Below are 23399 nucleotides of genomic sequence, written 5' to 3' on the forward strand. Positions count from 1 at the left end.
GTGGAGGAATGAACAATGAGCTCCGAGGAATTATTAAAGGTATCTTATCTAAAAAAGCATTTTGCTGTAGATAAAGGAAAAACACTAAAAGCCGTTAACGACGTATCATTTAGCATAAAAAAAGGAGAAACCTTTGGGCTGGTAGGTGAGTCTGGCTGTGGTAAATCCACATTAGGTCGGACACTTATCCGCCTTTATCAAAAAACAGCTGGAGACGTTTATTTTAACGGGGTGAATGTATTTGAAGCGACGGAACATGAACGGAAACAGCTGACACGTCAAATGCAGATGATCTTTCAGGATCCATATGCCTCATTAAATCCTCGAGCGACCGTGATGGATAGTATTGCAGAGGGCATGGTGATCCAAGGCTTAAACAAAGGAAAAAAGCGTAAGGAGCGAGTGCACGAGCTACTGCGGACAGTGGGATTAAACGAGGAGCATGCTGAGCGGTATCCACATGAATTTAGTGGCGGGCAAAGGCAACGAATAGGCATCGCGCGTGCCTTAGCGCTTGAGCCTGAATTCATCATTGCGGATGAACCCATATCTGCGCTAGATGTTTCGATTCAGGCACAGGTTGTGAATTTATTGAAGCAGCTACAGAAGGAGAGGGGGTTGACCTACCTTTTTATCGCTCACGATCTGTCGATGGTTAAGCATATTAGTGACCGTATTGCTGTGATGTATTTAGGGCAAATAGTAGAGCTCACCGATAGTGACTCTCTATATGCCAGCCCACTTCATCCATATACTCAGGCTCTATTATCGGCGATTCCTATCCCCGATCCAGATGTTGAGGATAAGAGAGAAAGAATCATCTTAAAGGGTGAGCTACCGAGCCCAATTGATCCACCAAGCGGATGTGTCTTTCGAACTCGTTGTGCCTATGCTATGGATGTCTGTGCAGAAGCTAAGCCAGCATTAAAAGAGTGGAAGGCGGGGCATTTTGCCGCCTGTCATTTGTTAGAAGAGACCGGAGCGGCAAAAGAAACCGCAGCTAGGACGCTTCAGTCTTGATTAATCAGAATAAACTGGTCAACGGCTTGAATAAGGGTCTGGATGTAATTGTCACTATGTGGAACAAAGTCATCCTTAGTAACATGCAGAGTTTTGGGCTCCTTTATCTGTTGTTCAGTCAATAGAAAACCAGCAGCTGTTGCAGTGGCGGTTGAGTTTGTGAGAATTAACTTACAGTCGGACCATAACATCCGAAACATACCGCCAACCTCTTCAGCTTGAACAGTATAGCCTTCAACCTTATTCGGCAAATGCGGGTAAAGATGCAATTGGCAGCGTTCTTTATCTACGATGGAATCTGTATGAATTTCGTCTAATACCGTTTCTAGGAAAACGAGCTCGCTATATTTTGTATCGATACCAATCTCCTCTTCTAGCTCTCGAACACCGTCTTCCTTTGTCTCATGACTAAGTAAATGCCCAGCTGCAGAAATGTCTAAAGAAGAAGGGAAATCTTTTTTTGTAGGACTTCTAAACTGTAAATCAACACACCATGAGCCATTCACTACCCCAATCATCCAGCAGTGAAAGGTTTCGTGCCAATATCCATGCTGATGCACATCCGCACGTGATTCAGTACCAATACATTCACCATCTTTTGTAAATATACGTAATTGTTCAGTTTCCATTCTTGAGACCTCCTCTCCTCATTTAAATTAGCTTAATTATGCTAATTTTACTTGTGGGACATCTAAAAATAAAGTATGATGTAAAAAACAACGAAGGAGGCGATGTCTTATGGCAAAGAAATTAGAAAAATCCATTATGTTCATAAGGCAGCCTATATAACCTTCAAGGAAATCGAGCTCTTTTTTTGAGATCATCATCCAGCGTGGGATAGGCTGTCGTCTGTCCGGAAACGCATGTATAACAAAGAGACTGCGGCCGTCCGTGGTCTCTTTTTTTGTTGGATGAGAAGTTGATAAAAGGAGACGATGATATTGAATAATAAGCAATTTGGTTGGTCAGAGCAAAGGCAACAGGAGTGGGAGCAGCTTCAGCTAGATGAGTGCATACCTGGAAGAGTCGTGTTAGAACATAAACGAATGTACCGAGTGATGACGACGGAAGGGGAGCTACTTAGTGAAGTATCAGGGAAGCTTGCATTTGATTCAATAGAACGAACCGATTATCCAGCTGTTGGTGATTGGGTAGCTGTTACTGTAAGAAAAGGCGAAGGAAAAGCAATCATTCATGCAGTATTAACTAGGTCGAGTCAATTTAGTCGCAAAGCAGCCGGATATACGTATGAGGAGCAACTAGTCGCTGTGAATGTAGATACGTTGTTTATTGTTACAGCACTAACAAAAGATTTTAACCCTCGCAGAATTGAACGCTATGTTTTGCTTGCCTACGAAAGCGGCGCAAGCCCTGTCGTTCTATTAAGTAAGCTGGATCTCTGTTCAGAAGCCGAAGAATTAGTAAAAGAGGTAGAGGTGGCGTGCCCAGGCGTACCGGTTCATGCTATTAGTGCACTGACTGGAGAGGGGATGGAGCAGCTTTCAGATTATCTCACTCAAGGTAAAACTGTGGCGCTCTTAGGATCATCTGGTGCAGGGAAATCCAGTATTACCAACGCATTAATGTCTGAAGATGTACAAAAGGTAAAGGAAACAAGAAGCTCAGATGATCGTGGGAAGCATACAACCACACACCGCGAACTCTTTTGGCTTCCTAGTGGTACTGGATTAATTGATACACCAGGCATGCGTGAAATTCAGCTACTTGGAGCCGAGGAGGGAATGGAACAAAGCTATAATGACATCTACCAATTAGCAGAGGAATGTAGATTTAATGATTGTGCCCACAATCAAGAGCCAGGCTGCCGTGTTCAAGAAGCCATTGAGTTAGGCGAATTAAGCGAGCAACGCTACCAAGGATATTTGAAGCTACTACGTGAACAAGCATATGCCAAAAGACAAGTAGACAAAAGAGCAATGATCCAAGAAAAGAAACGCTGGAAGCAGATAACAAAAAGCCAGAGAAAATAAAGGCTTTTGAACAGGAATAGGAGTGAACGTAACAGATGGATGTCACATCAACAGCAGATACACAAATACCTAAAGACGTACCAGAAGTAAAGGTAGTACCCTTGATTGCAGTGTTGCTTTCAGGAGCATTTGTAGCCATTTTAAACGAAACAGTTTTAAACGTCGCCCTGCAAGCTATTATGGCTGACTTAGGTGTAGCGGCAAGCCATGCACAATGGCTTGTGACAAGCTACATGCTCATTATTGGAACCTTAATTCCGATCTCAGCTTATTTTATTCAACGTTTTACAACAAGGCAGTTATTTATCACAGCAATGGGTCTGTTCACATTAGGAACCTTAGTAGCCGGATTCAGCCCGACCTTTTCCTTCCTGTTAGCGGGAAGAATGATTCAGGCTGTTGGAACAGCAATTATGATTCCATTGTTAATGAACGTCATTTTAGTCATCATCCCCATTGAACGAAGAGGAGCAGCCATGGGTATGATTGGTTTGGTGATCATGTTTGCCCCAGCCATAGGCCCCACTGTATCTGGATTAATCGTACAGCATCTAACATGGAGATGGTTGTTCTTTCTTGTCTTCCCGATCTCAATGATGTCATTATTATTCGGTTATTATATTTTAAAAAATGTCACGAAATTAACGAAGCCAAGGCTGGACATTCTCTCCTTTGTTCTATCTACTTTAGGTTTTGGTGGGATCGTGCTCGGTTTTAGTATGGCTGGTGAGGGGGAAGCAACGTGGATGGATCTAGAGGTTCTTGGATCTCTAATTATCGGATTCGTCTCACTTATTCTTTTTGGCTGGAGACAGTTTAAAATGAAAGTACCTCAGCTAGATGTACGTGTATTAAAATATCCGATGTTTGCATTAGGATTAACAATGGTTATTACCGTCATGATGACCTTGTTTGCCATGATGCTAGTTCTGCCTATTTATATGCAGTCGGTTCTTGCATTCACCGCCGTAACAACCGGCCTAGTGATGCTTCCAGGAGGCATTATAAATGGAGCCATGTCCCCAGTGATGGGACGTATATTTGATAAATTTGGTCCAAGAGTATTACTCATACCAGGAGCAATCCTTATGGTAGCCAGCGTATTTTCCTATCGTTTTATCGAGGCTGGCACGCCAATCGGATTTGTTATTCTCCAACATACATTACTCATGATCTCTGTCGCCATGGTTATGATGCCATCACAAACCAATGGACTTAACCAGCTGCCTGCTGAATTATATCCTCATGGAGCAGCCATATCCAATACGTTAATGCAGGTGTCCGGAGCGATTGGAGTCGCATTGTTTATCTCTATTATGGAAAATGGACAGCACCGAGCATTGGAAGGTATTCAAAATCCATCCGCAGCTCAGGAGGTAGAAGCACTGGCAATCGGAGCCCAGCAAAGCTTTTCAACAGGATTTGTGCTCTCATGTATCGTCCTAATTGTCGCTTTATTGATCAAACCAAGTTTGAAGTACGGTAAAAAAGAGGAACCCTCTCAGTAAGAAAACTTTTTCTGGGAGGCATGATTGATGGTAAGACTGATATTGTTATACGCTTTTGCATTATTATTTATTGTCGCTGGAATTGCCCATTTTACACTAGATGACGGGTTTGCGAGAATGTTCCCGGAATGGGTGCCATTTAAATATCCAATTGTTTATATTACCGGAGTGATGGAATGGATTTTGGCCATCATGCTTTTAATTAAACGGACAAGACGAGTGGCAGGTATCCTCACCGCTATATATTTAGTAGCAGTGTTTCCTGCTAATATTTATATGGCGATTGCTGAAATACCAGCCCCATGGGAGACGTACACCGACCCATTAATATTATGGATTCGTTTTTTATTCCAACCGCTGCTTATCTGTTGGGTGTTGTTCGTCTCAAAAAAGGCTTGAGGTAGAGGGTGAGGAGCGCGGTAAATTAGTATTGTTTCTTCGGCAGCCGCTCCCGAAAATGGGGGCACTTACCTGAGGGAAGGTAATGAGCTAACCCGACTACGTCGATTTATCTCATTGAACCTTTTTATCGAGGGCACTGAAAAAGTCATGTAAGAATGAGCTGAATAGCGCCGCTACAGGAGAACCCTAGCACCCGCAAGAACGGCCTCAGCGATCGAAGTGGAAAACCACCACTTCGATGTCTTCAGACTCGTTCTGTTCCGCAGGAGTCTACGGGTTCTCCTTCCGCTAACGTTCTGAATTAAATAATTGAAGAAATTTCGCAGTCTTATAAAGATCGTTTTTCAGTGACCTCCTTTTTATCCCGCAGGTGTCGGCCCTCCATTTTCGTCCGCTAGTTTTAGATAGACATTAATAAGGGCTTTACCCGCCGGAGCAGATACCAAGAAAGAAGCACTGATAAGCAAGAAGAACGAGCTCTTTACCAAGAGTCGGAGCACGATACCAAGAAAGAAGCACTGCCAAGCAAGAAGAGCGAGCTACTTACCAAGAGCCGGAGCAGATACCAAGAAAGAAGCACTGATAAGCAAGAAGAACGAGCTCTTTACCAAGAGTCGGAGCACGATACCAAGAAAGAAGCACTGTTAAGCAAGAGGGACGAGCTGCTTACCAAGAGCCGGAGCTCGATACCAAGAAAGAAGCACTGTTAAGCAAGAGGGACGAGCTCTTTACCAAGAGCCGGGGCACGTACCAAGAAAGAAGCACTGTTAAGCAAGAGGGACGAGCTCTTTACCAAGAGCCGGAGCAGGGTACCAAGAAAGAAGCTCTGTTAAGCAAGAAGGACGAGCTATTTACCAAGAGCCGGGGCACGTACCAAGAAAGAAGCACTGCCAAGCAAGAAGAACGAGCTGTTTACCAAGAGCTGGGGCACGTACCAAGAAAGAAGCACTGTTAAGCAAGAGGGACGAGCTGTTAACCAAGAGCCGGGGCAGGTTACCAAGAAAGAAGCACCGCAAAGCAAGAAGGCGGATCCACTTACCAAGAGTCGGAGCACGATACCAAGAAAGAAGCACTGCCAAGCAAGAAGAACGAGCTGTTTACCAAGAGCCGGGGCACGATACCAAGAAAGAAGCACTGCCAAGCAAGAAGAACGAGCTGCTAACCAAGAGTCGGAGCACGATACCAAGAAAGAAGCACCGCAAAGCAAGAAGGCAGAGCACCTTACCAAGAGCTCTGTCCATTAAAAAAAACAAGAGGAACGGACATATCAATGTCCGTTCCTCTTGTTATTGTTCAGAATACTATTCAAATGGGTAAGTTAATCCCCAATCTGCTCTTACTTTGTCAAGAAGCTTCATAATGGCAAGTGACTCGTCAAGTGTCATAACAGAGCTTTCTTTTTTGCCTTCTAGTAAAGCACGTCCGACTTCTTCCGCTTCAAATTTATAACCGGAAATGCCTTGCTCTCCGCGAGAGTCAGAGAATGTAACTGGCTCCTCACCGTTGATGTGAAGAGTTGCTTGATCTGCAAATAAGAACTGAGGAATATGAATGTATCCGTTTGTTCCATGAATAAATGCATCATTTGGTAAACCAAGTCTTACGCCGCCGTGAAGAGAGGCCGTTTTGCCGTTCCCGTAATCAAGTAGAATTGAAAAGTGTTCATCTACTCCTGTTTCTCCGATGTGGGCAGTTGTCCAAATTCGTTCTGGATTTGGTCCAAAAACCATTGAAGCAAAAGAGACAGGATAAATTCCTGCATCAAGAAGAGCGCCTCCGCCTAATGCTGGATCTAGAAGGCGACTTTCTGGTTCCCAGCCAATTCTGAAGCCAAATTCAGCTTTCACAATTTTGATGTCTCCAATTTTATTATCTGCAAGCCATTCTCTTACTTTCACTAGTGCAGGAAGGTAACGAGACCACATTGCTTCCATAAGAAACAAATTCTTTTCTTTAGCTGTTGTAATAAGCTCTTCAAGTTCACCAGCGTTAACTGTCATTGGTTTTTCACATAGGACAGCTTTGCCTCCGTTAAGAGCAGTTAGTACATTTTCTTTGTGGTACGGATGAGGTGTAGCTACATAGATTGCTTCTACCTCTGGATGATTGGCAAGCTCCTCATAGCTACCTAATGCGTGAGGAATTGAAAATTCATCAGCGAATGCTTTAGCTGACTCAGTCGTCCGGGATCCAACTGCAAATAATTCACCGTTTTCTGCGTGTGCAAGGTCAGCTGCGAATTTTTTAGCAATTCCACCTGTCCCTAAAATACCCCATTTAATTTTTCTTGTTGTTGCCACGTAATTTCCTCCTTTGTTATGTACTACACATTATTATGAAACCGCTTAATTCAAGTATTAGTTTACCAGATTCTACAGATAAACAGGTATTTTTTATATCTAAATTTCAATTTCTTTTATATGAATAGCTAAATAATGGTAAAAAATCAGGATTGTTAGCAAGAAGCAGACGCTTTGATATAGGCATAGAATCAAGCTTTGCAAACAGGGAGGGTGTTTTGTGGAGCATTAATCCTTTCTTGAACAGTTTTCTGCGGTATCACGCAATTATAAAAAAATCGAGCATTCTGTCACATATAACGCGCACCATTGTCCCTTTTCCGCGCATGGTGTCATTCTTTAAAACAAATGAAAGAGGAGCTCATTATCAAGCTCCTCTTTCTGTATATTACGTGTATTATGCGTTTGTTTGTTTGAGTGAGTTTTCTTCTTCGAGCTGCTTTAGATGCTCGGCGTGTTTTTGTCCCCAGTCATTCATAGCAGCTAGTAAAGGATGCAGGCTGCTTCCGTACTCGGTCATTGCGTATTCGACTTTTGGAGGGATCTGAGCATACACTTTTCGGACCACGATGTCATGATGTTCAAGTTCACGAAGCTGGGCCGTTAGCATTTTTTGTGTGATGCCTGGAATCGCTCGTTTTAATTCGTTAAAGCGCATGACATCGTTTTTTTGTAATTCGAATAGAATGCGGTGTTTCCATTTGCCCATTAGAATTTCAAGGGCTGTATCTACTTTACATGTCTCCAAACCAGTAACCTCCTTCAGTATCTATAATGACACTATACTACTTTTAAGTGCCTACTTCCATAAAAATATATAATGGCGCATACTACGTATATTCAATGACATGATTATCGGGGGGAATAAGAAGTGGCTATACATTCAGGTACTCAGCTAGGAAGAGTTAAATTAAGAGTCTCTAACTTAAATCAATCTGTGGCATTTTATAAAGAGATCATCGGATTTACTTTGATCCAAATCGAACATCCAGTAGCAAGGTTAAGCGTGGGTTCAGAAGTGTTGCTTGAATTGGAGGAGGTGGAAGGGTTAGTGAGACTTCCTCAGCGTTCATCAGCAGGCTTGTATCATGTGGCTATTCTGTTACCTGACCGAGCTTCTCTTGCTCGTATTCTTTTGCATTTTGCTGATAAGCAGATACCTATTGGTCAAGCGGATCATCTTGTAAGTGAAGCTTTATACCTTTCTGACCCTGATGGGCATGGGCTGGAGATATACCGGGATAGGAGCCGTGACACTTGGGAGGTTGAAGCGAACGGCGATTACAAAATGGCATCGGACCCTCTTGATATTCAGGGACTTCTTCAAGAAGCAAAGGGCAAACCTTGGGATGGTCTGCCTGAGGGGACCGTGATTGGGCATGTGCATATGCATGTGTCAGATCTTGATGAGACAGAGGCATTTTATCGGGACGTGATTGGCTTTGAAACGGTTGGTGATTATCAGAGTTGGATGCAGGCTAAGTTCATGGCGGCTGGTAGATATCATCATCACCTCGGCTTTAACATTTGGGCTGGAAAAGGTGCTCCGGCTACTCCGGATCACGCTGCAGGTATGTCATACTATACCGTTAAGCTAGTTAATAACAATGAGAGGGACCAACTAATACTCAGATTGGATTCTGCAGGTGTTAGTTATTCAGAGGATCCGGATCAGCTTTGGGTGACAGACCCATCCGGAATGAAAATACGGTTTGTTTGTATGAAGTAGATGAGTATGTAAATACTAATGTGGGTTATTAAACAAAGGGGGTTATCAGTGTGAGTAAGGATTTCTTTCAAGCAGTAGAAGATCGGCGGTCTTATTATGCAGTTAGCAAAGATGTTGTTGCATCAGATGAACGAATCATAGAGATTATAGAGCACGCGGTTAAATATGTGCCATCTGCCTTCAATTCTCAATCAACTCGGGTGATTGTATTGTTAGGTACAGAGCATGATAAGTTTTGGGAACTAACGACGGAAACACTTCGTAAGGTGGTGCCTGAAGAAAATTTTGGTGCTACGCAAGAGAAAATGACGATGTTTGGACAGGCGTATGGAACAGTTCTTTTTTTCGAGGATGAAGAGGTTATCGCTAAGCTTCAGGAGCAATTTTCCTTATACGCAGACAATTTTCCTGTATGGTCTGAACAGACATCAGGTATGCATCAATTTGCTGTTTGGATAGGGTTAGAAATAGAAGGCTATGGGGCATCGCTTCAGCATTATAATCCACTAGTTGATTCAGCTGTGCAAAAAGAATGGAACGTCCCTGCATCTTGGAAGCTTCGAGCTCAAATGCCCTTTGGAAAACCAACCGCACCTGCTGGTGAGAAGCAATTTAATTCCATTGAAGAAAGAGTGAAGGTATACAGATAAAATAAAAAAAGCCCCGTATCACTATAAAAGTGAAACGGGGCTTTTAGTTTAACTTATTTCTTTAGCATTTCTTCTTTAATTCTAGCTGTACAGGAGGCAACCACTTCCGGCTCTGTTACATCATCGTCCGTGATATGAACCTGCATCATTTTGTTGTCATTCATAAATTTGAACACACCATTATTAAAGTCTGTGCCTTGCTCTTTAAAGAAGATCCCCTCGAAAACAGCATCCTTTGGATGAGAGAAGCTTAAACGATACGCGCCTTCTTTATCTTTTGTTAAGTAAGCGCGACAGCCTTTTTCATAGTGCCCTTCTTCCGTTTTAAGTGAACGGTCAACTGAGACAACATGGAAGTCAACAAACGGGATCTCACGTAAAAGAACATTCATAAATGATCCTTTAGTAATCTCTTCCCAACGACTTTTAGCTGTTTGTCCGATGATAATTTGAGTAATGTGTTTTTCTCGAGCAACTTCAGCAATGACTTTAGCTGCTGGGCGTTTTTCATTATCCTTAATCATAAACTCTTCCACATTATGTTCGATGGCAAGCTGCTTCCAGCGTTCAATATAATCGGATTTCTCAGCATCAAGCTCATCATATGGTAAGGCATCTATTGTTAGAATGTAAAGAGGACAGTTGAGCATGCTTGCAATTTTACAGCCGCGCTTGATCAATCGCTCACCATTTGGACCATAATAGACACAAACAAGTATGCTTTCATCCATTCTTCCTTTTGGATTCTTCATATAATTATTCACCTCTTAATTTTACTTCCTTAATCTATTGGGAACGAAACCTAGTGACGGTATATGCATTGGCTTAAACCGATTATAAAACCAATTCAGTATATAATGAAACAATCAATTTTTCAATTCTTATTATCATTATTTTTAAAAAGAGGACGATACTATCAATACAGGCTCTATAGTATACATTTCTTAAAACGAATATACCTAAAATTTAGGAGGGGAAATGTTACGATTTTGAGACAGAAAGCAAATACAGTCTCTATCGTGTGCAATCAGCGATTATTTATTATATACTTTTTATAAATGAGAAACAGTATTACCGCCCATATCAGTAAATTAAATGCTTTAAATCTTATTGTATAGGGATAATAGGTTGCTTCTACTTCCTAAGAGCAGAGCCCCGCTCACTCAGTATTATTCTTTAAAGCAGACTGCGCAGGTTATTGCACAGTCCTATTGGAATGGACAAATTTAGTGCCCACGTTAATTCCATTATTTGCTTACATCATACACCTATACAACACTCAATTCAAGGACTACTTCGCATTCAGAATATATTTCTGTCTAAGGGAAGATTAGCTAAAAAAACGTCAGTATCTGAACATTCAGGTGTCCTGTTCGAAACTCTAGGAGGTCATGCTTTGAACTGGTTAAATTTCGCCATTTTTCTGCCGATATTGTACGCTGTTTTTATTCCTTTCTTTTATAAGAAAATACCCCGCATCCATACAGGATGGTTTGTATTTCCGATTCCACTTGTTTTATTCATTTATTTAGCGACTTTCATTCCAGGAGTGGCAAATGATCATGTATTTACACAGACCGTCTACTGGATACCTTCAATTGGTATTAACTTTGTCACATACTTAGATGGACTTAGCTTGATTCTCGCTCTTTTAATTACAGGAGTCGGAGCTCTTGTTATTTTATACTCTGTATATTACTTATCGATGAAAAGAGAGTCACTGCACCATTTCTATATCTATCTGTTGTTATTTATGGGTGCCATGCTTGGTGTGGTGTTATCCGATAATTTAATGGTTCTTTATCTGTTCTGGGAGATGACGAGTGTATCATCCTTCCTATTAATCGCCTTCTGGTACCAGAGGGATAAATCTCGATATGGTGCACAAAAATCATTGCTCATTACTGTATTTGGCGGGATTGCTATGCTCGCTGGATTCATTATGTTGTACGCCATGACAGGAACATGGAGTCTACGTGACATCATTGGACAAGCGGGTGAACTGTCTGACGCTACACTATTTATTCCTGCTATGATCTTAATTTTGCTTGGAGCATTTACTAAATCCGCTCAGTTCCCATTTCATATCTGGTTGCCGGATGCGATGGAAGCACCAACACCTGTTAGTGCTTACTTACACTCTGCAACAATGGTAAAAGCGGGTATCTATCTAGTGGCTCGTTTTACTCCATTATTTGGTGGGGACGCCACATGGTTCTGGGTTGTAAGTACGGTAGGTCTCATCACGTTATTCTGGGGTTCTTTCACGGCCGTTAGACAAACAGACTTAAAGGCATTACTCGCATACTCAACGATTAGTCAGCTAGGTATGATTATGAGTATGTTAGGTATTGGTTCAGCTGCATTGTATTTTGATGGGGGATCAGACTCCTTTAAATACACATCTTTAGCTGTTCTTGCAGCTCTGTTCCATCTCGTCAACCACTCTACATTTAAAGGTGCTCTCTTCATGGTTGTAGGAATTGTTGACCACGAAACCGGTACACGTGATATTCGTCGACTTGGCGGTTTAATGACGATCATGCCAATTACGTTTACATTTGCAGCTATCGGCAGCTTTGCGATGGCTGGATTACCTCCATTTAATGGATTTTTGAGTAAGGAAATGTTTTTCTCCTCCGTTCTACGCGCAGCGGAACTTGGAATTTTTAATATGGAAACGTTTGGACTGCTTTTTCCAATCATAGCTTGGCTAGCAAGTGTACTGACATTTGTTTATTGTATGATCCTTGTCTTCCGAACGTTTACCGGTAAATACAAACCAGAGAAACTTGAGAAAAATGCACATGAAGCGCCTCTTGGGATGTTAATTCCACCAGGCATACTAGTTTCTTTTGTAATAGTAATATTCTTCTTCCCGCAAACATTAGCTGATTATATTTTGAATCCGGCTGTTCAAGCGGTTTTACCATTGCCAATTGAAACAAATGCGGAATACTACACTAACATCACAGCTTGGCATGGTTGGCATGCTCCTGAACTTTGGATGACAGTTGCGGTTGTTGTTCTAGGTAGCGTACTGTTCTTATATCTACGCAAATGGCAAGGTGTGTACGCACTTTTCCCACGCGAATGGTCCTTTAACAGTGCCTATAACGCAATGCTTGTAGGTTCAGAAAAAGGCTCACAGAGACTGACTGGCTCATATATGACTGGATATCTTGGTCACTATCTGGCTTATATCTTTGTCTTCATTATCCTGTCAGTAGCAGCGACAATCTTTGCGACAAACGGTTTTGTGATTGATACGTCCAATGATGCTTCGGTTAATCTATACGAAATGATTCTGATTGGAATTATTGCGGTTGCTGCTGTCGCCATCATTTTTGCTAAATCAAGAATTACAGCCATTATTCTTAATGGTGTACTAGGTTATATGGTTGCGATCTTCTTTGTTATCTTCCGGGCACCGGATTTGGCTCTGACTCAGCTTGTGATTGAAACGGTATCTGCTGCGCTGTTCCTTCTATGCTTCTACTTCTTACCGGAATGGAAAGAAGAGAAGATTTCGAGGAAGATGAAGAGCTTTAAGCTGGCTCTTTCAATTGGCGTTGGAACGCTTATCACACTCATTACCTTGTCTATTCAAGGGAATAGACTGTTTGATAGCATCTCCGTTTATTTTGAGGATGCGTATGAATTAGCGGGTGGTAAAAATATCGTTAACGCGATTCTAGCTGATTTCCGTGCGTTTGATACAATGCTTGAAATTTTAGTTTTATGTATCGCAGGCCTTGGTGTTTATACACTCATTAAACTAACTTCAACAGAAGGAGGGGATAAGCGTGAAAGTGAATGATGTCATTCTACAATCGGTGAGTAAAGTAGCTACGTTTATCATCCTGACTTTTGGTGTGTATTTGTTTTTGGCTGGACACCATGAACCGGGTGGAGGATTTATTGGCGGTCTTGTGCTTGCCTCTGCCTTAGTCCTGCTTTATCTTGCCTTTGATATTGAAACGGTAGACAAAGGGATCCCGATTAATTATCGACTGATGGCGGGAATCGGTGTACTAATTGCCGTTATTAATGGGCTGGTTGGCTTGTTCTTTGGGCAACCTTACCTAAATATGGAGTTTGCTTATTTTGATCTTCCGATATTTGGAGAGACCGAATTAACAACAGTTACTATTTTTGAAATTGGTGTATCACTTGCAGTTATTGGTACAGCCTTAACGATCATCTTAAGCATAAGTGAGGATGTTAGCTAATGGAGACACTTATGGCATTATTAACCGGACTATTATTTGCGGTTGGCACGTACATGGTCATATCTAGAAACTTTATCCGCATCATTTTAGGTACAGCTATTTATTCACATGGTGCACATTTATTACTGATTACAATGGGTGGTTTAAAAGGGGGAGCAGCTCCTTTGCTAGGTCAGGGGAACGACTTATATGTGGACGCGCTTCCACAGGCCCTTATCCTAACGGCCATTGTTATCAATTTTGGTGTAACGGCGTTTTTCCTTGTACTGGCGTATAGAAGTAACAAAGAGCTTGGGACGGACGACCTTTACCACCTAAGGGGGAATAAAGATGAATAATCTTGTCATCTTCCCAATGCTCATTCCAGTAGTAGCGGGACTCGTGATGGTTGTCTTTAGACATAAGATCACACTTCAACGAATACTCAGCATTATCTCTGCTGTAGGAATTGCTGTTGTCACAGCGATATTGATTCACCAGGTTTCAACCCAAGGTATTCAAACCATCCATTTAGGAGGGTGGGTGCCACCGTTTGGTATTGTATTTGTAGGTGATATGTTTGCTCTTATCCTCGTTTTTACAACGGCGATTGTAGCCATCGCTTGCTTGTTCTACGCGTTTAGTTCAATCAGCCACAAGCGAGAAAGCTATTATTTCTACGCATTTGTACAATTTCTATTGGCGGGCGTTATTGGTTCATTTTTAACAGGGGACCTCTTCAACTTATTTGTTTGTTTTGAAGTTATGCTTCTCGCTTCCTATGTCCTTATTTCACTCGGAGGAGAGAGGATTCAGCTGAGAGAATCAATTAAATACGTGTTGATTAATATTATCTCTTCTATCTTGTTCTTAATCTCGATAGGGTTCCTATACGGAGCAGTGGGTACTTTAAATATGGCTCAGATTTCAGAACGAGTGGCTTTGGCTGAGCAATCAGGTATTCTGACAACGGTAGCGATTCTATTCCTTATCGTATTTGCTTTAAAATCTGCCTTGTTCCTATTCTTCTGGCTTCCAGGTTCCTATGCTGTACCACCAGCTGCAGTGGCCGCTCTATTTGGAGCATTGTTAACGAAGGTTGGAATCTATGCCTTGTACAGAACGTTTACGTTAATGTTCTATCATGAGCCAGGCATTACTCATACGTTGCTTGGAATCATGGCCGGAGCGACAATGATCCTCGGTGGTATCGGGGCGATTGCCTATCAGGATATCAAACGAATTGTTTCTTATAACGTTGTCATTGCTGTAGGGTTTATTATCGCGGGGCTGGCTGTCTTTAATGTAGCAGCCATTGAAGGAGCAATTTATTATTTAATTCATGATATGATTGCCAAAGCACTACTCTTTTTACTTGCAGGTTCAATCGTTTATCTAACAGGACAGGCATGGTTAAAGAATGTCGGCGGTATGATTCGCCACTATCCAGTGCTTGGATGGACGTTCTTTCTTGTAGTTCTTTCATTAGCAGGGATCCCCCCATTAAGTGGGTTTATCGGTAAAGTACTGGTCGCTCAAGGAGCACTATCAGGAGGATCTTACGTCATTGCAGCCGTAGCGTTAGGTTCAAGCTTACTGGTGCTTTATTCACTTCTCAAAATATTTAAAAACACATTTTGGGGTGAGACCGTTTTGAGTGATGATGAAGTGATTCCACTTAAAAAAGGCATGCTTCTCCCTTGTGTCTTTTTAGCAGCCTTAAGTATAGGTCTTGGACTGGGTGTAGAGGGTATTTCCGGATATGTTACCCAAGCTGCCGAGACACTCATGAATCCTTCCATCTATATTGATGCCGTGCTTTACGATAACTAAGCCATTAGCTTAAACGAAAGAAGGTGAGGAATTGCCTGTTCAATTACTGTTAAATATACTCATTGCCCTCCTATGGGTCTTTCTCCAAGATTCATTTGAGCTGACAAACTTTATTACAGGCTTTTTGGTGGGGCTTAGTTTGATATTTATTATGAGACGTTTCTTTCCATCAGAATTTTATTTAAAGAAAGTGTTTTCCATTCTTCGTCTGCTTTACCTTTTTATCTTAGAGCTGATTCTATCAAGTGTTCTAATGATTAGGCAGATTCTAAGACCGAAACTAGATATTACACCTGGTATTTTCAGCTTTGAAACAGAGCTGAAGGGTGATCTGGAGCTAACGGTATTATCGCTGCTTCTAACCCTTACTCCAGGTTCTGTTGTACTTGAGATTTCCGAGGACGGAAACGTATTTTATATTCATGCGATGGATATACCAGAATCAAGAGATGCTGTATTAAAGGCTAAAGCCACATTTGAAAAAGCCATCATGGAGGTGACTCGGTAATGCTTGAAATAGTAGGATATGTAGCCCTAGTTTTTCTTTCCATATCAATCGTAATCGGACTTTACCGAGTAATTAAAGGGCCGTCCATGCCAGATAGAGTGGTGGCTCTTGATACGATTGGTATTAATTTAATATCGGCAGTAGCAGTAATCTCAATTGCCCTTGATTCCCAAGCGTTTCTTGAGGTTATCTTATTGCTAGGAATTTTAGCCTTCATCGCAACAGTTGCCTTTTCTAAGTTTATAGAGAGGGGTGTTGTCATTGAACGTAAGCGGGACAGGTGAAGTCATTGCAGCCATTTTTATAATGGTGGGGACCACGATGAGTTTAATTAGTGCTTTTGGTATCATTCGGTTACCTGATGTTTATACGCGCTCTCACGCCGGAACCAAAAGTGCTACACTCGGTGTATTGTGTACATTAACAGGGACATTTGTCTTCTTCTGGTTAGTGAATGATTTTGTAAGTGTGCGGCTTCTGTTGGGGATTTTCTTCGTATTCTTAACAGCACCCGTTGCAGGTCACTTAATTTGTCGTGCCGCCTATCATTCAGGGGTTCCTATGACAGAAACGAGTGTACAGGATCAGCTGAAAGAGGATTTAAAGGAAGAGCGTCAAAAAGAAAATTAAGAATTGCATAGAATGAAGAAAGAAGCCGCAGGAGAATATAATCCCCTGCGGCTTTTTCATTTATGACCGGTCTTCCCAATAACCTTTTTGACCATAATGAGCGTATAGCTCCGTTTCATCATCTCTTGTGAAATCTTGATACATTTCAAAATTTGGAGCAGATTCGACTAAATTACTTTCGACATTAATAGTGATGGTCTTATCAAAAGTAGAAATGTCTGTTATCCATTCTGCGGCAAGAGGTACTGGTTCTCTTGAGAATAATCCACCTACATCAACAATAATATAATTGATCGTCCAATTCTCATCATTAAGAATAAAATCTAGCGCCTTACCTACCTCACCATTTTGAACATGAATGGAATAACCGCGTAAGTCATCAATACTTTGAAGCTGGTTTTGGTCCATTTCCTGGTCAAGAGAATTTGTTTGTCGTCCATCTTTTTCAGCATCATTTTTTAATAGTGCCGGTGGTATCATCATTCCTGGTGGACCTGGATAAGCACCGGGTGAACCAAGACCTGCTCCAGCCCCGCCAATAGGAGCCCCCCAATAATGAGACCAGCCATAATGATCTCTAAGCTGAGCTTCATATTGTCTCGTGACAGGTTCATGCTCAGATGGTTTAGGGCTATCTTTAATTTGGTCTTTTGTGGCGTTAATATTAATGAATTCTTTATCTGGGTCAATAGAGGTAACGGATTCAGGGCTTAACAACACTTTTCCTCCAAAGAACCAGGTTCTCGTATCACCTACAAAATAACGTAGGGTAAATGTATTTGATTCAAAGTAGAGATCTGCAATGGAACCGAGCTCGCCATCTGTTGCATTCATGGAATAGCTTTCTAGTGTCTTTGCTTGTATAAGCATTTCGAAATCTCCCTCTCGTCTTTAGACGTTTTGTTGTAATGTATATAACCGGTTTTTAAAAGATTGAAACACTCACTTGATGTTGGGAAAATAATCAACATCCAATTACAAGGAAAAGGTATGATAAAATAATGTAAGCGCTTTAATATACTGTATTAGGAGGTTTTTATGAAAAATACCTGGATCCGTGTAAGTTGTATTGTTGCCGTTCTATCGTTATTTCTTGTGAACTTTCCCACACAGTCGGAAGCAGAAGAGTCCTTAGAATTGAAGATTTCTGAGGTAACAGAATCCAGTGTGTCATTGTCATGGGAGGAAGTAGATGCAGCAGAGGCCTATCATGTGTACTGGGCTGATAAAAATACAGAGACCATGGAGTTTAAGCTGCTGGAAACAGTGAATACAACTAGCTTCACCTTTAAACGTTCAACACATGTGCCACATTATTTTAAGGTGGCTCCAGTCGCTAATGGCAAGGAGAAGGATCATTCAAATACTGTACGATCGGAAATAAAGAAAGACTTTCAACCACAATTAGAGGACTTAGATCGTGGTCTAGTAGCGGTATCCACGGATGAGGGGGTTTTCTTAAGCTGGAGGCTGATGAAGGACGAAGTAAATGGATATTCTGAAACGGGTTTAACGGGTGTCGATTTTGTTGTGTACCGTGACGGAACAAAGCTGAACAAGGTCACTGACAGCACCAATTATCTCGATAAGGAAGGGAGAGCGGATTCAGAGTATCAAGTCCAAGCAGTACTTGGGAAAGAGGAGCTAGAAACCAGTACGGCAGTTACGCCATGGGAGGATGGCTACTATGACTTACCATTACAAAAGCCAGAGGATGGGGTGACACCAGCTGGCGAAACCTACACCTATCATGCAAATGACATGAGCGTTGGCGATGTAAATGGTGATGGCCAATATGAATTTGTTGTGAAATGGGAACCGTCTAATTCAAAAGACGTCTCGCAAAAAGGCTATACTGGCAACACATATATTGATACGTATACCTTTGAAGGAGAGCTTTTGTATCGAATTGATTTAGGAGTCAATATTCGTTCTGGTGCACATTATACTCAGTTTCTTGTCTACGATTTCGATGGTGACGGTAAGGCAGAAATGATGTTCAAGACAGCGCCAGGAACAAAAATCATGACGTTTGATGAGAATGGTGAGGTTGAGTCTGAAGAGTATATAACCATGCCTCAAGAAGACATTGAGAGAGGCTACAGTCATCAGGACGACTATCGAATGAGCGCAGATGATTACTATCAGCATGTAGTCGAGATGTTCAAAGGCTGGCATGAACATGAGGAAGTGGTTGCAGGTAACTGGCCGGAGACATTAGAGGAGAGCTTTGGTATTGATCCTGAATATGAGTATCCTCTTTCACAAGAGGACGCTGAAGCGTTAACAGATTACTTTATTAATGAGTATGCACCATCACGTAGTGACCGAAATGATTTAACGGATTTTGAAGGATTTATTGTGGAAGGTCCTGAATATTTGACTGTTTTTGAAGGAGAAACGGGTCAAGAGTTAGAAACGATCCACTATAAGCCCGGTAGAACGGATGATGGGTTAATGTGGGGAGATTATGCAATGTCTCGAATTGAACCAGGAAACCGGGTCGACCGTTTTCTAGGTGGGGTTGCTTATCTTGATGGAGAGAATCCATATGCCGTTTTTGCGAGGGGATATTACACAAGAACAACTCTTGTTTCCTATGATTGGGACGGAGAGTCATTGAATGAACACTGGTATGTAGACAGTGGGTGGACACCGATGTCAAACCCATTTAACGATGGTCCTCACGGTGTGGATGGAACCGATGAAGAGTTTGGAACCATCACGACTCAAGGTGCCCATTCGTTAAGTGTGGCTGATGTGGACGGAGATGGTAAGCATGAAATCATCTACGGAGGAGCGACCATTGATCACGACGGCTCCCTCTTATATAGCTCCTTTGATGTAATGCCTCCTGAAAGTGCAGATCCTGGAGCGTGGGCACGGCTTGGGCATGGAGATGCCCTACATGTAGCAGATGTAAATCCTGATCGTCCAGGATTAGAGAGCTTTATGGTTTTTGAAGGCGGTCAGTGGGCTCCATATGGTTACGCCCTACGTGATGCTGAAACAGGGGAAGTCATTTATGGTGGATATACAGGCAGAGATACCGGGCGAGGCATGGTGGGCGATGTCAACCCTGAGCAGCGAGGACTCGAGACCTGGGCTGTAGGTTTGTGGACGGCAGATGGAGAAAAGCTTAGCGATTCCATGCCAGGAACAAATTTTAATATTAAATGGTCTGGAGATTTAACGACACAAATTGTCAACGGAGCAATAGATCAAACCCCAACCATTGATGATTGGCAAAACGGTCGAATGCTTGTGGCAGAGGGAACAAGAACAAATAATTATACAAAGGGAACGCCGTCGTTAGTTGCCGATATCTTTGGTGATTTTAGAGAAGAGCTACTTGTTAGAACAGAAGATAGCTCAGCCATCCGCATCTACATAAATACAGACGTGACAGAACACAAGCTCTACACCCTGATGCATGATATTCAATACCGCACAGGCATCGCATGGCAAAACGTAACGTATAACCAGCCTTCTTATCCAAGCTTTTATTATGCTTCAGATATGGATTGGGCGTACGTTCCCATTCCAGTTGAACAACTTAAAGATCCGCTAGAAGAGCTAGAGGCTAACTTGACCAGATATCTAGAGGATGAAGTAGTTGTGGAGCCAGTGAGTAAAACTCTCTTTAGGGAGATTGAGCGTGCCACAGCACACGCAGAAGCGGGATCTGCCAAACAGGTTGTTAAGCGAATGGAGGTATTTAAAGAAGAGCTAAACAAGGAGGAGAACCACTCATACAGTTCTCCCGAGGCCAGGCAAGATTTGAGTCAGTTAGTGGATCAGGTAATAAAGGAATTTGCGGAGTAAGATCTGAGAGATTAACAAGAGCGGGGAGGCCTTAGCAAGAAGAAGAGGCAGAACACCAAGAAAGGAGCTCCCATTACCAAGAGGGTAGGAGCGATAGCAAGAAGAAAAGCCAGAACACCAAGAAAGGAGCACCCAATACCAAGAGCGCAGGAGCGATAGCAAGAAGAAAAGCCAGGACACCAAGAAAGGAGGTGCCATTACTAAGAACGTAGGAGTGATACCAAGAAGAAGAGGCGGATGACCAAGAAAGGAGCTCCCATTACCAAGGTCGTAGGAGCGATCCCAAGAAGAAGAGTCGGATTATCAAGAAAGGAGCTCCGGTTACTAAGAGCGTAGGGGCGATAGCAAGAAGAAAAAGTGGTTGATCAAGAAAGGAGCTCCGGTTACCAAGAGGGTAGGAGCGATACCAAGAAGGAGAGACAGATCACCAAGAAAGAAGCTCCCATTACCAAGAGAGTAGGAGCGATAGCAAGAAGAAAAGACAGATCACCAAGAAAGAAGCTCCCATTACCAAGAGAGTAGGAGCGATAGCAAGAAGAAAAGCCAGAACACCAAGAAAGGAGCTCCCATTACCAAGAGCCCAGGAGCGATAGCAAGAAGAAAAGCCAGGACACCAAGAAAGAAGCTCCCCTTACCAAGAGCGTAGGAGCGATACCAAGAAGAATAGCCAGCTCACCAAGAAGAAGCTCATAATACTAAGAACAAAAATGAAAGTGAACTCAAGGGTAGTCACACCAATGCCTATCTAAAACAAGCGGACAAAATAGGAGGTCCGACACCTGTGGGAAGAAAATGAGGCCAATTAAAAAATAGTCCTCATTACCTTGCCTATGGTAAGTGCCCCATATTTTGGGGGCAGCGGACAAAGAAATTAATTATGAACCATCCTCTATACACAAAAAAAGGTTAACAAACCAAAACGGCAACCGCTCAGTATAAAATGAGCGGTTGCCGTTTGGTTTAATCTAAGTAATGGATCCCTAGAAAAAGCGAAAGCTTCAGTAGAACCCGAACCCTTCAACCTTTTATTCAATCAGCCTTTCCCCACTTGTGTAATTTCTTTGATTTTCTTCAGCTCTGCTTTTGGCTTGCGATCATACGTTAATAATCCATTAATCTCCTGCTCGACATCTGTTAGCTGTGTATAACAGAAGCCTTTCACAAGTGGAGAGTTGTGCATGGCATCGAGAACGGCCCTGTAGCCAGTCAGGAACTCATTTTCTGTTGTTGCATGAGAATAGCCCCAGCCGTCCCAGTCACTTTGCTTAAATGAAATACCGCCAAATTCCGTTACTAGAATTGGTTCATCTTGATACGAGTGTCCTGGTGCATAAATAGGTTTGCCAGAAGGTAAAAATGCTAAGGCATTTTCTACCGCTTGATAGCGATTCTCTAATACCCCCTTAGAGGCCTCGTAGTCATGAATGGTACACAGATCGGAAGTCGTGTGCTCCCATCCGTCATTAGACATTACCAGTCTGGTTTGATCCAATGATTTTGTTAAATGATACATCGTCAAACTATGGCTGCGTTGCTTTGCATTCTGAACAACATCGCGAATGCCCCAGCTCTCATTAATAGGCACCCAAGCTACAATACACGGATGATTATAATCTCGAGCAATGACCTCCTGCCATTCTTTTGAGATACGTTCCACGGCACGATCAGTGAACACATAACTGTTCGCCATCTCACCCCAGACAAGCAAACCTAAACGGTCAGCCCAATAGTAATAAAGAGGGTCTTCAACCTTCTGGTGCTTACGTGCGCCGTTAAATCCTAATTCCTTTGTATATTTAATGTCACCAATGAGGTCATCCTCTGAAGGTGCAGTGAGTATACCATCCGGGAAGTATCCTTGATCAAGGACAAGTCTCATATAATATGGCTTATTGTTCAGGTGCACCTCTCCATTGTGAACAGAAATCTTTCTCATGCCAAAATAACTTTCAACCTTATCTAAAACGGTTTTATCCTCCAACAGTTGGAACGTAACATCAAATAGATTTGGATGCTCTGGGCTCCAGAGCCAATCTTCTAATTGCAGGGCATGATGGTCGATGCTATAGCTACGTGAACCGTGATTATTAATCGCTTGTATGCTGTCTTTAGAAATGGTTTGACCTTTAAAGGAAATGGTTACCTCAAGTACTTGTTCGGGATTACCGGATGCAATAGAATAATCTATATTAATTTGCTTCTGATCAATGTCAGGAGTAAAGGATACGTTTGCTAGATAACTCTTTGAGAGTGTTTCAAGCCAAACGGTTTGCCAAATGCCAGTCGTACGAGTATAGAAGATGCCCTCAGACTCTTCCTTCCAGTATTGCTTACCTCTTGGCTGATCAAGAGCTGTTGATGCGTCAAATGCTTGCACAACTATTTGATTCTCTCCTGAATGTAGTAGACTCGTAACATCATAAGAGAAAGGTGTATGCCCCCCTTCATGATAGCCCGCTAACTCACCGTTTACCCACACTCTTGATTCGTAATCTACTGCCCCGAAATGAAGGATATAAGTAGAGTCGGAATTTTTTTGTAATGAAAGCTTGCGACGATACCAAACCAAATCATGGAAGGTAGTATCACCTATTCCACTTAGAGCGCTTTGGTAGGAAAAAGGAACGTGAATTCGTTGTGAAAAAGAATGGTCTTGATACCATTTTTCCTTACTACCGATCCCATTGTCATCATAGTCAAATTCCCATTCGCCGTTTAAATTGGTCCATTGTTCCCTTTTGAAATCAGGTCTAGGATATTCTGTGCGCAAAATCGTCATGATGAAACACTCC

20 protein-coding genes are annotated in these 23399 nt (G+C 42.2%); 14 read left to right on the forward strand and 6 right to left on the reverse strand.

Features of this window, described 5'->3' with window-relative positions; genetic code table 11:
- The first annotated feature begins 15 nt into the window (after window positions 1-15).
- Window positions 16-1020 (forward strand): ABC transporter ATP-binding protein, encoded by a 1005-nt coding sequence (locus tag FN960_RS16150; RefSeq protein ID WP_143849889.1) that lies wholly within the window; start codon window positions 16-18, stop codon window positions 1018-1020.
- Here the strand turns inward: FN960_RS16150 and FN960_RS16155 are convergent.
- The gene (locus FN960_RS16155; protein ID WP_143849890.1) at window positions 1011-1649 is read right to left on the reverse strand and encodes an NUDIX hydrolase; all 639 of its coding nucleotides are present in this window, start codon (window positions 1647-1649) and stop codon (window positions 1011-1013) included. The two genes, FN960_RS16150 and FN960_RS16155, sit on opposite strands and share 10 nt — an antisense overlap.
- A gap of 306 nt (window positions 1650-1955) precedes the next feature.
- On the opposite strand from FN960_RS16155, the gene rsgA reads away from it, so the two are divergent.
- Genes rsgA through FN960_RS16170 form a run of 3 tightly spaced genes read left to right on the forward strand, consistent with a single transcriptional unit; the run spans window position 1956 to window position 4918 of the window.
- A complete protein-coding gene (gene rsgA, locus FN960_RS16160) occupies window positions 1956-3011 on the forward strand; it encodes a ribosome small subunit-dependent GTPase A (protein ID WP_143849891.1) in 1056 nt (351 codons plus the stop codon).
- A 35-nt stretch (window positions 3012-3046) separates the two neighbouring features.
- The gene (locus FN960_RS16165; protein WP_143849892.1) at window positions 3047-4519 is read left to right on the forward strand and encodes an MDR family MFS transporter; all 1473 of its coding nucleotides are present in this window, start codon (window positions 3047-3049) and stop codon (window positions 4517-4519) included.
- A gap of 27 nt (window positions 4520-4546) precedes the next feature.
- Window positions 4547-4918 (forward strand): DoxX family protein, encoded by a 372-nt coding sequence (locus FN960_RS16170; protein WP_143849893.1) that lies wholly within the window; start codon window positions 4547-4549, stop codon window positions 4916-4918.
- Window positions 4919-6222: 1304 nt separating this feature from the next.
- Here the strand turns inward: FN960_RS16170 and FN960_RS16175 are convergent.
- Together FN960_RS16175 and FN960_RS16180 are read right to left on the reverse strand one after the other, a co-directional pair.
- The gene (locus FN960_RS16175) at window positions 6223-7221 is read right to left on the reverse strand and encodes a Gfo/Idh/MocA family protein (protein WP_143849894.1); all 999 of its coding nucleotides are present in this window, start codon (window positions 7219-7221) and stop codon (window positions 6223-6225) included.
- 397 nt (window positions 7222-7618) lie between these two features.
- Window positions 7619-7930: a winged helix-turn-helix transcriptional regulator gene (locus FN960_RS16180; protein ID WP_143849946.1), complete on the reverse strand. Its 312-nt coding sequence runs from the start codon at window positions 7928-7930 to the stop codon at window positions 7619-7621.
- 162 nt (window positions 7931-8092) lie between these two features.
- Here FN960_RS16180 and FN960_RS16185 point away from each other — a divergent pair, with 162 nt between their 5' ends.
- Together FN960_RS16185 and FN960_RS16190 are read left to right on the forward strand one after the other, a co-directional pair.
- On the forward strand, window positions 8093-8950 hold the full coding sequence (locus tag FN960_RS16185) for a VOC family protein (protein ID WP_143849895.1): 858 nt from the start codon (window positions 8093-8095) through the stop codon (window positions 8948-8950).
- 50 nt (window positions 8951-9000) lie between these two features.
- The gene (locus FN960_RS16190; protein ID WP_143849896.1) at window positions 9001-9600 is read left to right on the forward strand and encodes a nitroreductase family protein; all 600 of its coding nucleotides are present in this window, start codon (window positions 9001-9003) and stop codon (window positions 9598-9600) included.
- A gap of 53 nt (window positions 9601-9653) precedes the next feature.
- Here the strand turns inward: FN960_RS16190 and FN960_RS16195 are convergent, their stop codons facing one another.
- A complete protein-coding gene (locus FN960_RS16195) occupies window positions 9654-10352 on the reverse strand; it encodes a universal stress protein (protein ID WP_143849897.1) in 699 nt (232 codons plus the stop codon).
- A 644-nt stretch (window positions 10353-10996) separates the two neighbouring features.
- Between FN960_RS16195 and FN960_RS16200 the strand changes: the two genes are divergently transcribed.
- The 7 genes from FN960_RS16200 to FN960_RS16230 are packed head-to-tail and all read left to right on the forward strand — an operon-like array spanning window position 10997 to window position 16782.
- The gene (locus FN960_RS16200; RefSeq protein WP_185971073.1) at window positions 10997-13420 is read left to right on the forward strand and encodes a Na+/H+ antiporter subunit A; all 2424 of its coding nucleotides are present in this window, start codon (window positions 10997-10999) and stop codon (window positions 13418-13420) included.
- Window positions 13407-13832 (forward strand): Na(+)/H(+) antiporter subunit B, encoded by a 426-nt coding sequence (locus tag FN960_RS16205; RefSeq protein ID WP_143849898.1) that lies wholly within the window; start codon window positions 13407-13409, stop codon window positions 13830-13832. Before FN960_RS16200 ends, FN960_RS16205 begins: the two co-directional genes overlap by 14 nt.
- Window positions 13832-14170, forward strand: a complete 339-nt coding sequence (locus FN960_RS16210) for a Na(+)/H(+) antiporter subunit C (protein ID WP_143849899.1) — start codon at window positions 13832-13834, stop codon at window positions 14168-14170. The genes FN960_RS16205 and FN960_RS16210 overlap by 1 nt, the downstream gene beginning before the upstream one ends.
- A complete protein-coding gene (locus tag FN960_RS16215) occupies window positions 14163-15644 on the forward strand; it encodes a Na+/H+ antiporter subunit D (RefSeq protein ID WP_143849900.1) in 1482 nt (493 codons plus the stop codon). The genes FN960_RS16210 and FN960_RS16215 overlap by 8 nt, the downstream gene beginning before the upstream one ends.
- A gap of 31 nt (window positions 15645-15675) precedes the next feature.
- Window positions 15676-16152: a Na+/H+ antiporter subunit E gene (locus FN960_RS16220; protein ID WP_143849901.1), complete on the forward strand. Its 477-nt coding sequence runs from the start codon at window positions 15676-15678 to the stop codon at window positions 16150-16152.
- Window positions 16152-16436 (forward strand): Na(+)/H(+) antiporter subunit F1, encoded by a 285-nt coding sequence (locus FN960_RS16225; RefSeq protein WP_143849902.1) that lies wholly within the window; start codon window positions 16152-16154, stop codon window positions 16434-16436. The genes FN960_RS16220 and FN960_RS16225 overlap by 1 nt, the downstream gene beginning before the upstream one ends.
- Window positions 16414-16782, forward strand: a complete 369-nt coding sequence (locus FN960_RS16230; RefSeq protein ID WP_143849903.1) for a Na+/H+ antiporter subunit G — start codon at window positions 16414-16416, stop codon at window positions 16780-16782. The genes FN960_RS16225 and FN960_RS16230 overlap by 23 nt, the downstream gene beginning before the upstream one ends.
- A gap of 60 nt (window positions 16783-16842) precedes the next feature.
- Here FN960_RS16230 and FN960_RS16235 read toward each other — a convergent pair whose 3' ends face one another.
- Window positions 16843-17652: a PRC-barrel domain-containing protein gene (locus tag FN960_RS16235; protein ID WP_143849904.1), complete on the reverse strand. Its 810-nt coding sequence runs from the start codon at window positions 17650-17652 to the stop codon at window positions 16843-16845.
- Between the two features lie 168 nt (window positions 17653-17820).
- Between FN960_RS16235 and FN960_RS16240 the strand changes: the two genes are divergently transcribed.
- On the forward strand, window positions 17821-20607 hold the full coding sequence (locus FN960_RS16240; RefSeq protein WP_185971074.1) for a rhamnogalacturonan lyase family protein: 2787 nt from the start codon (window positions 17821-17823) through the stop codon (window positions 20605-20607).
- 1033 nt (window positions 20608-21640) lie between these two features.
- Here the strand turns inward: FN960_RS16240 and FN960_RS16245 are convergent.
- On the reverse strand, window positions 21641-23386 hold the full coding sequence (locus FN960_RS16245; protein WP_143849905.1) for a glycoside hydrolase family 2 protein: 1746 nt from the start codon (window positions 23384-23386) through the stop codon (window positions 21641-21643).
- Between the last annotated feature and the right edge of the window lie 13 nt (window positions 23387-23399).

It is taken from the genome of Alkalicoccobacillus porphyridii (genome assembly GCF_007293315.1).
GTDB lineage: Bacteria > Bacillota > Bacilli > Bacillales > Bacillaceae_D > Alkalicoccobacillus > Alkalicoccobacillus porphyridii.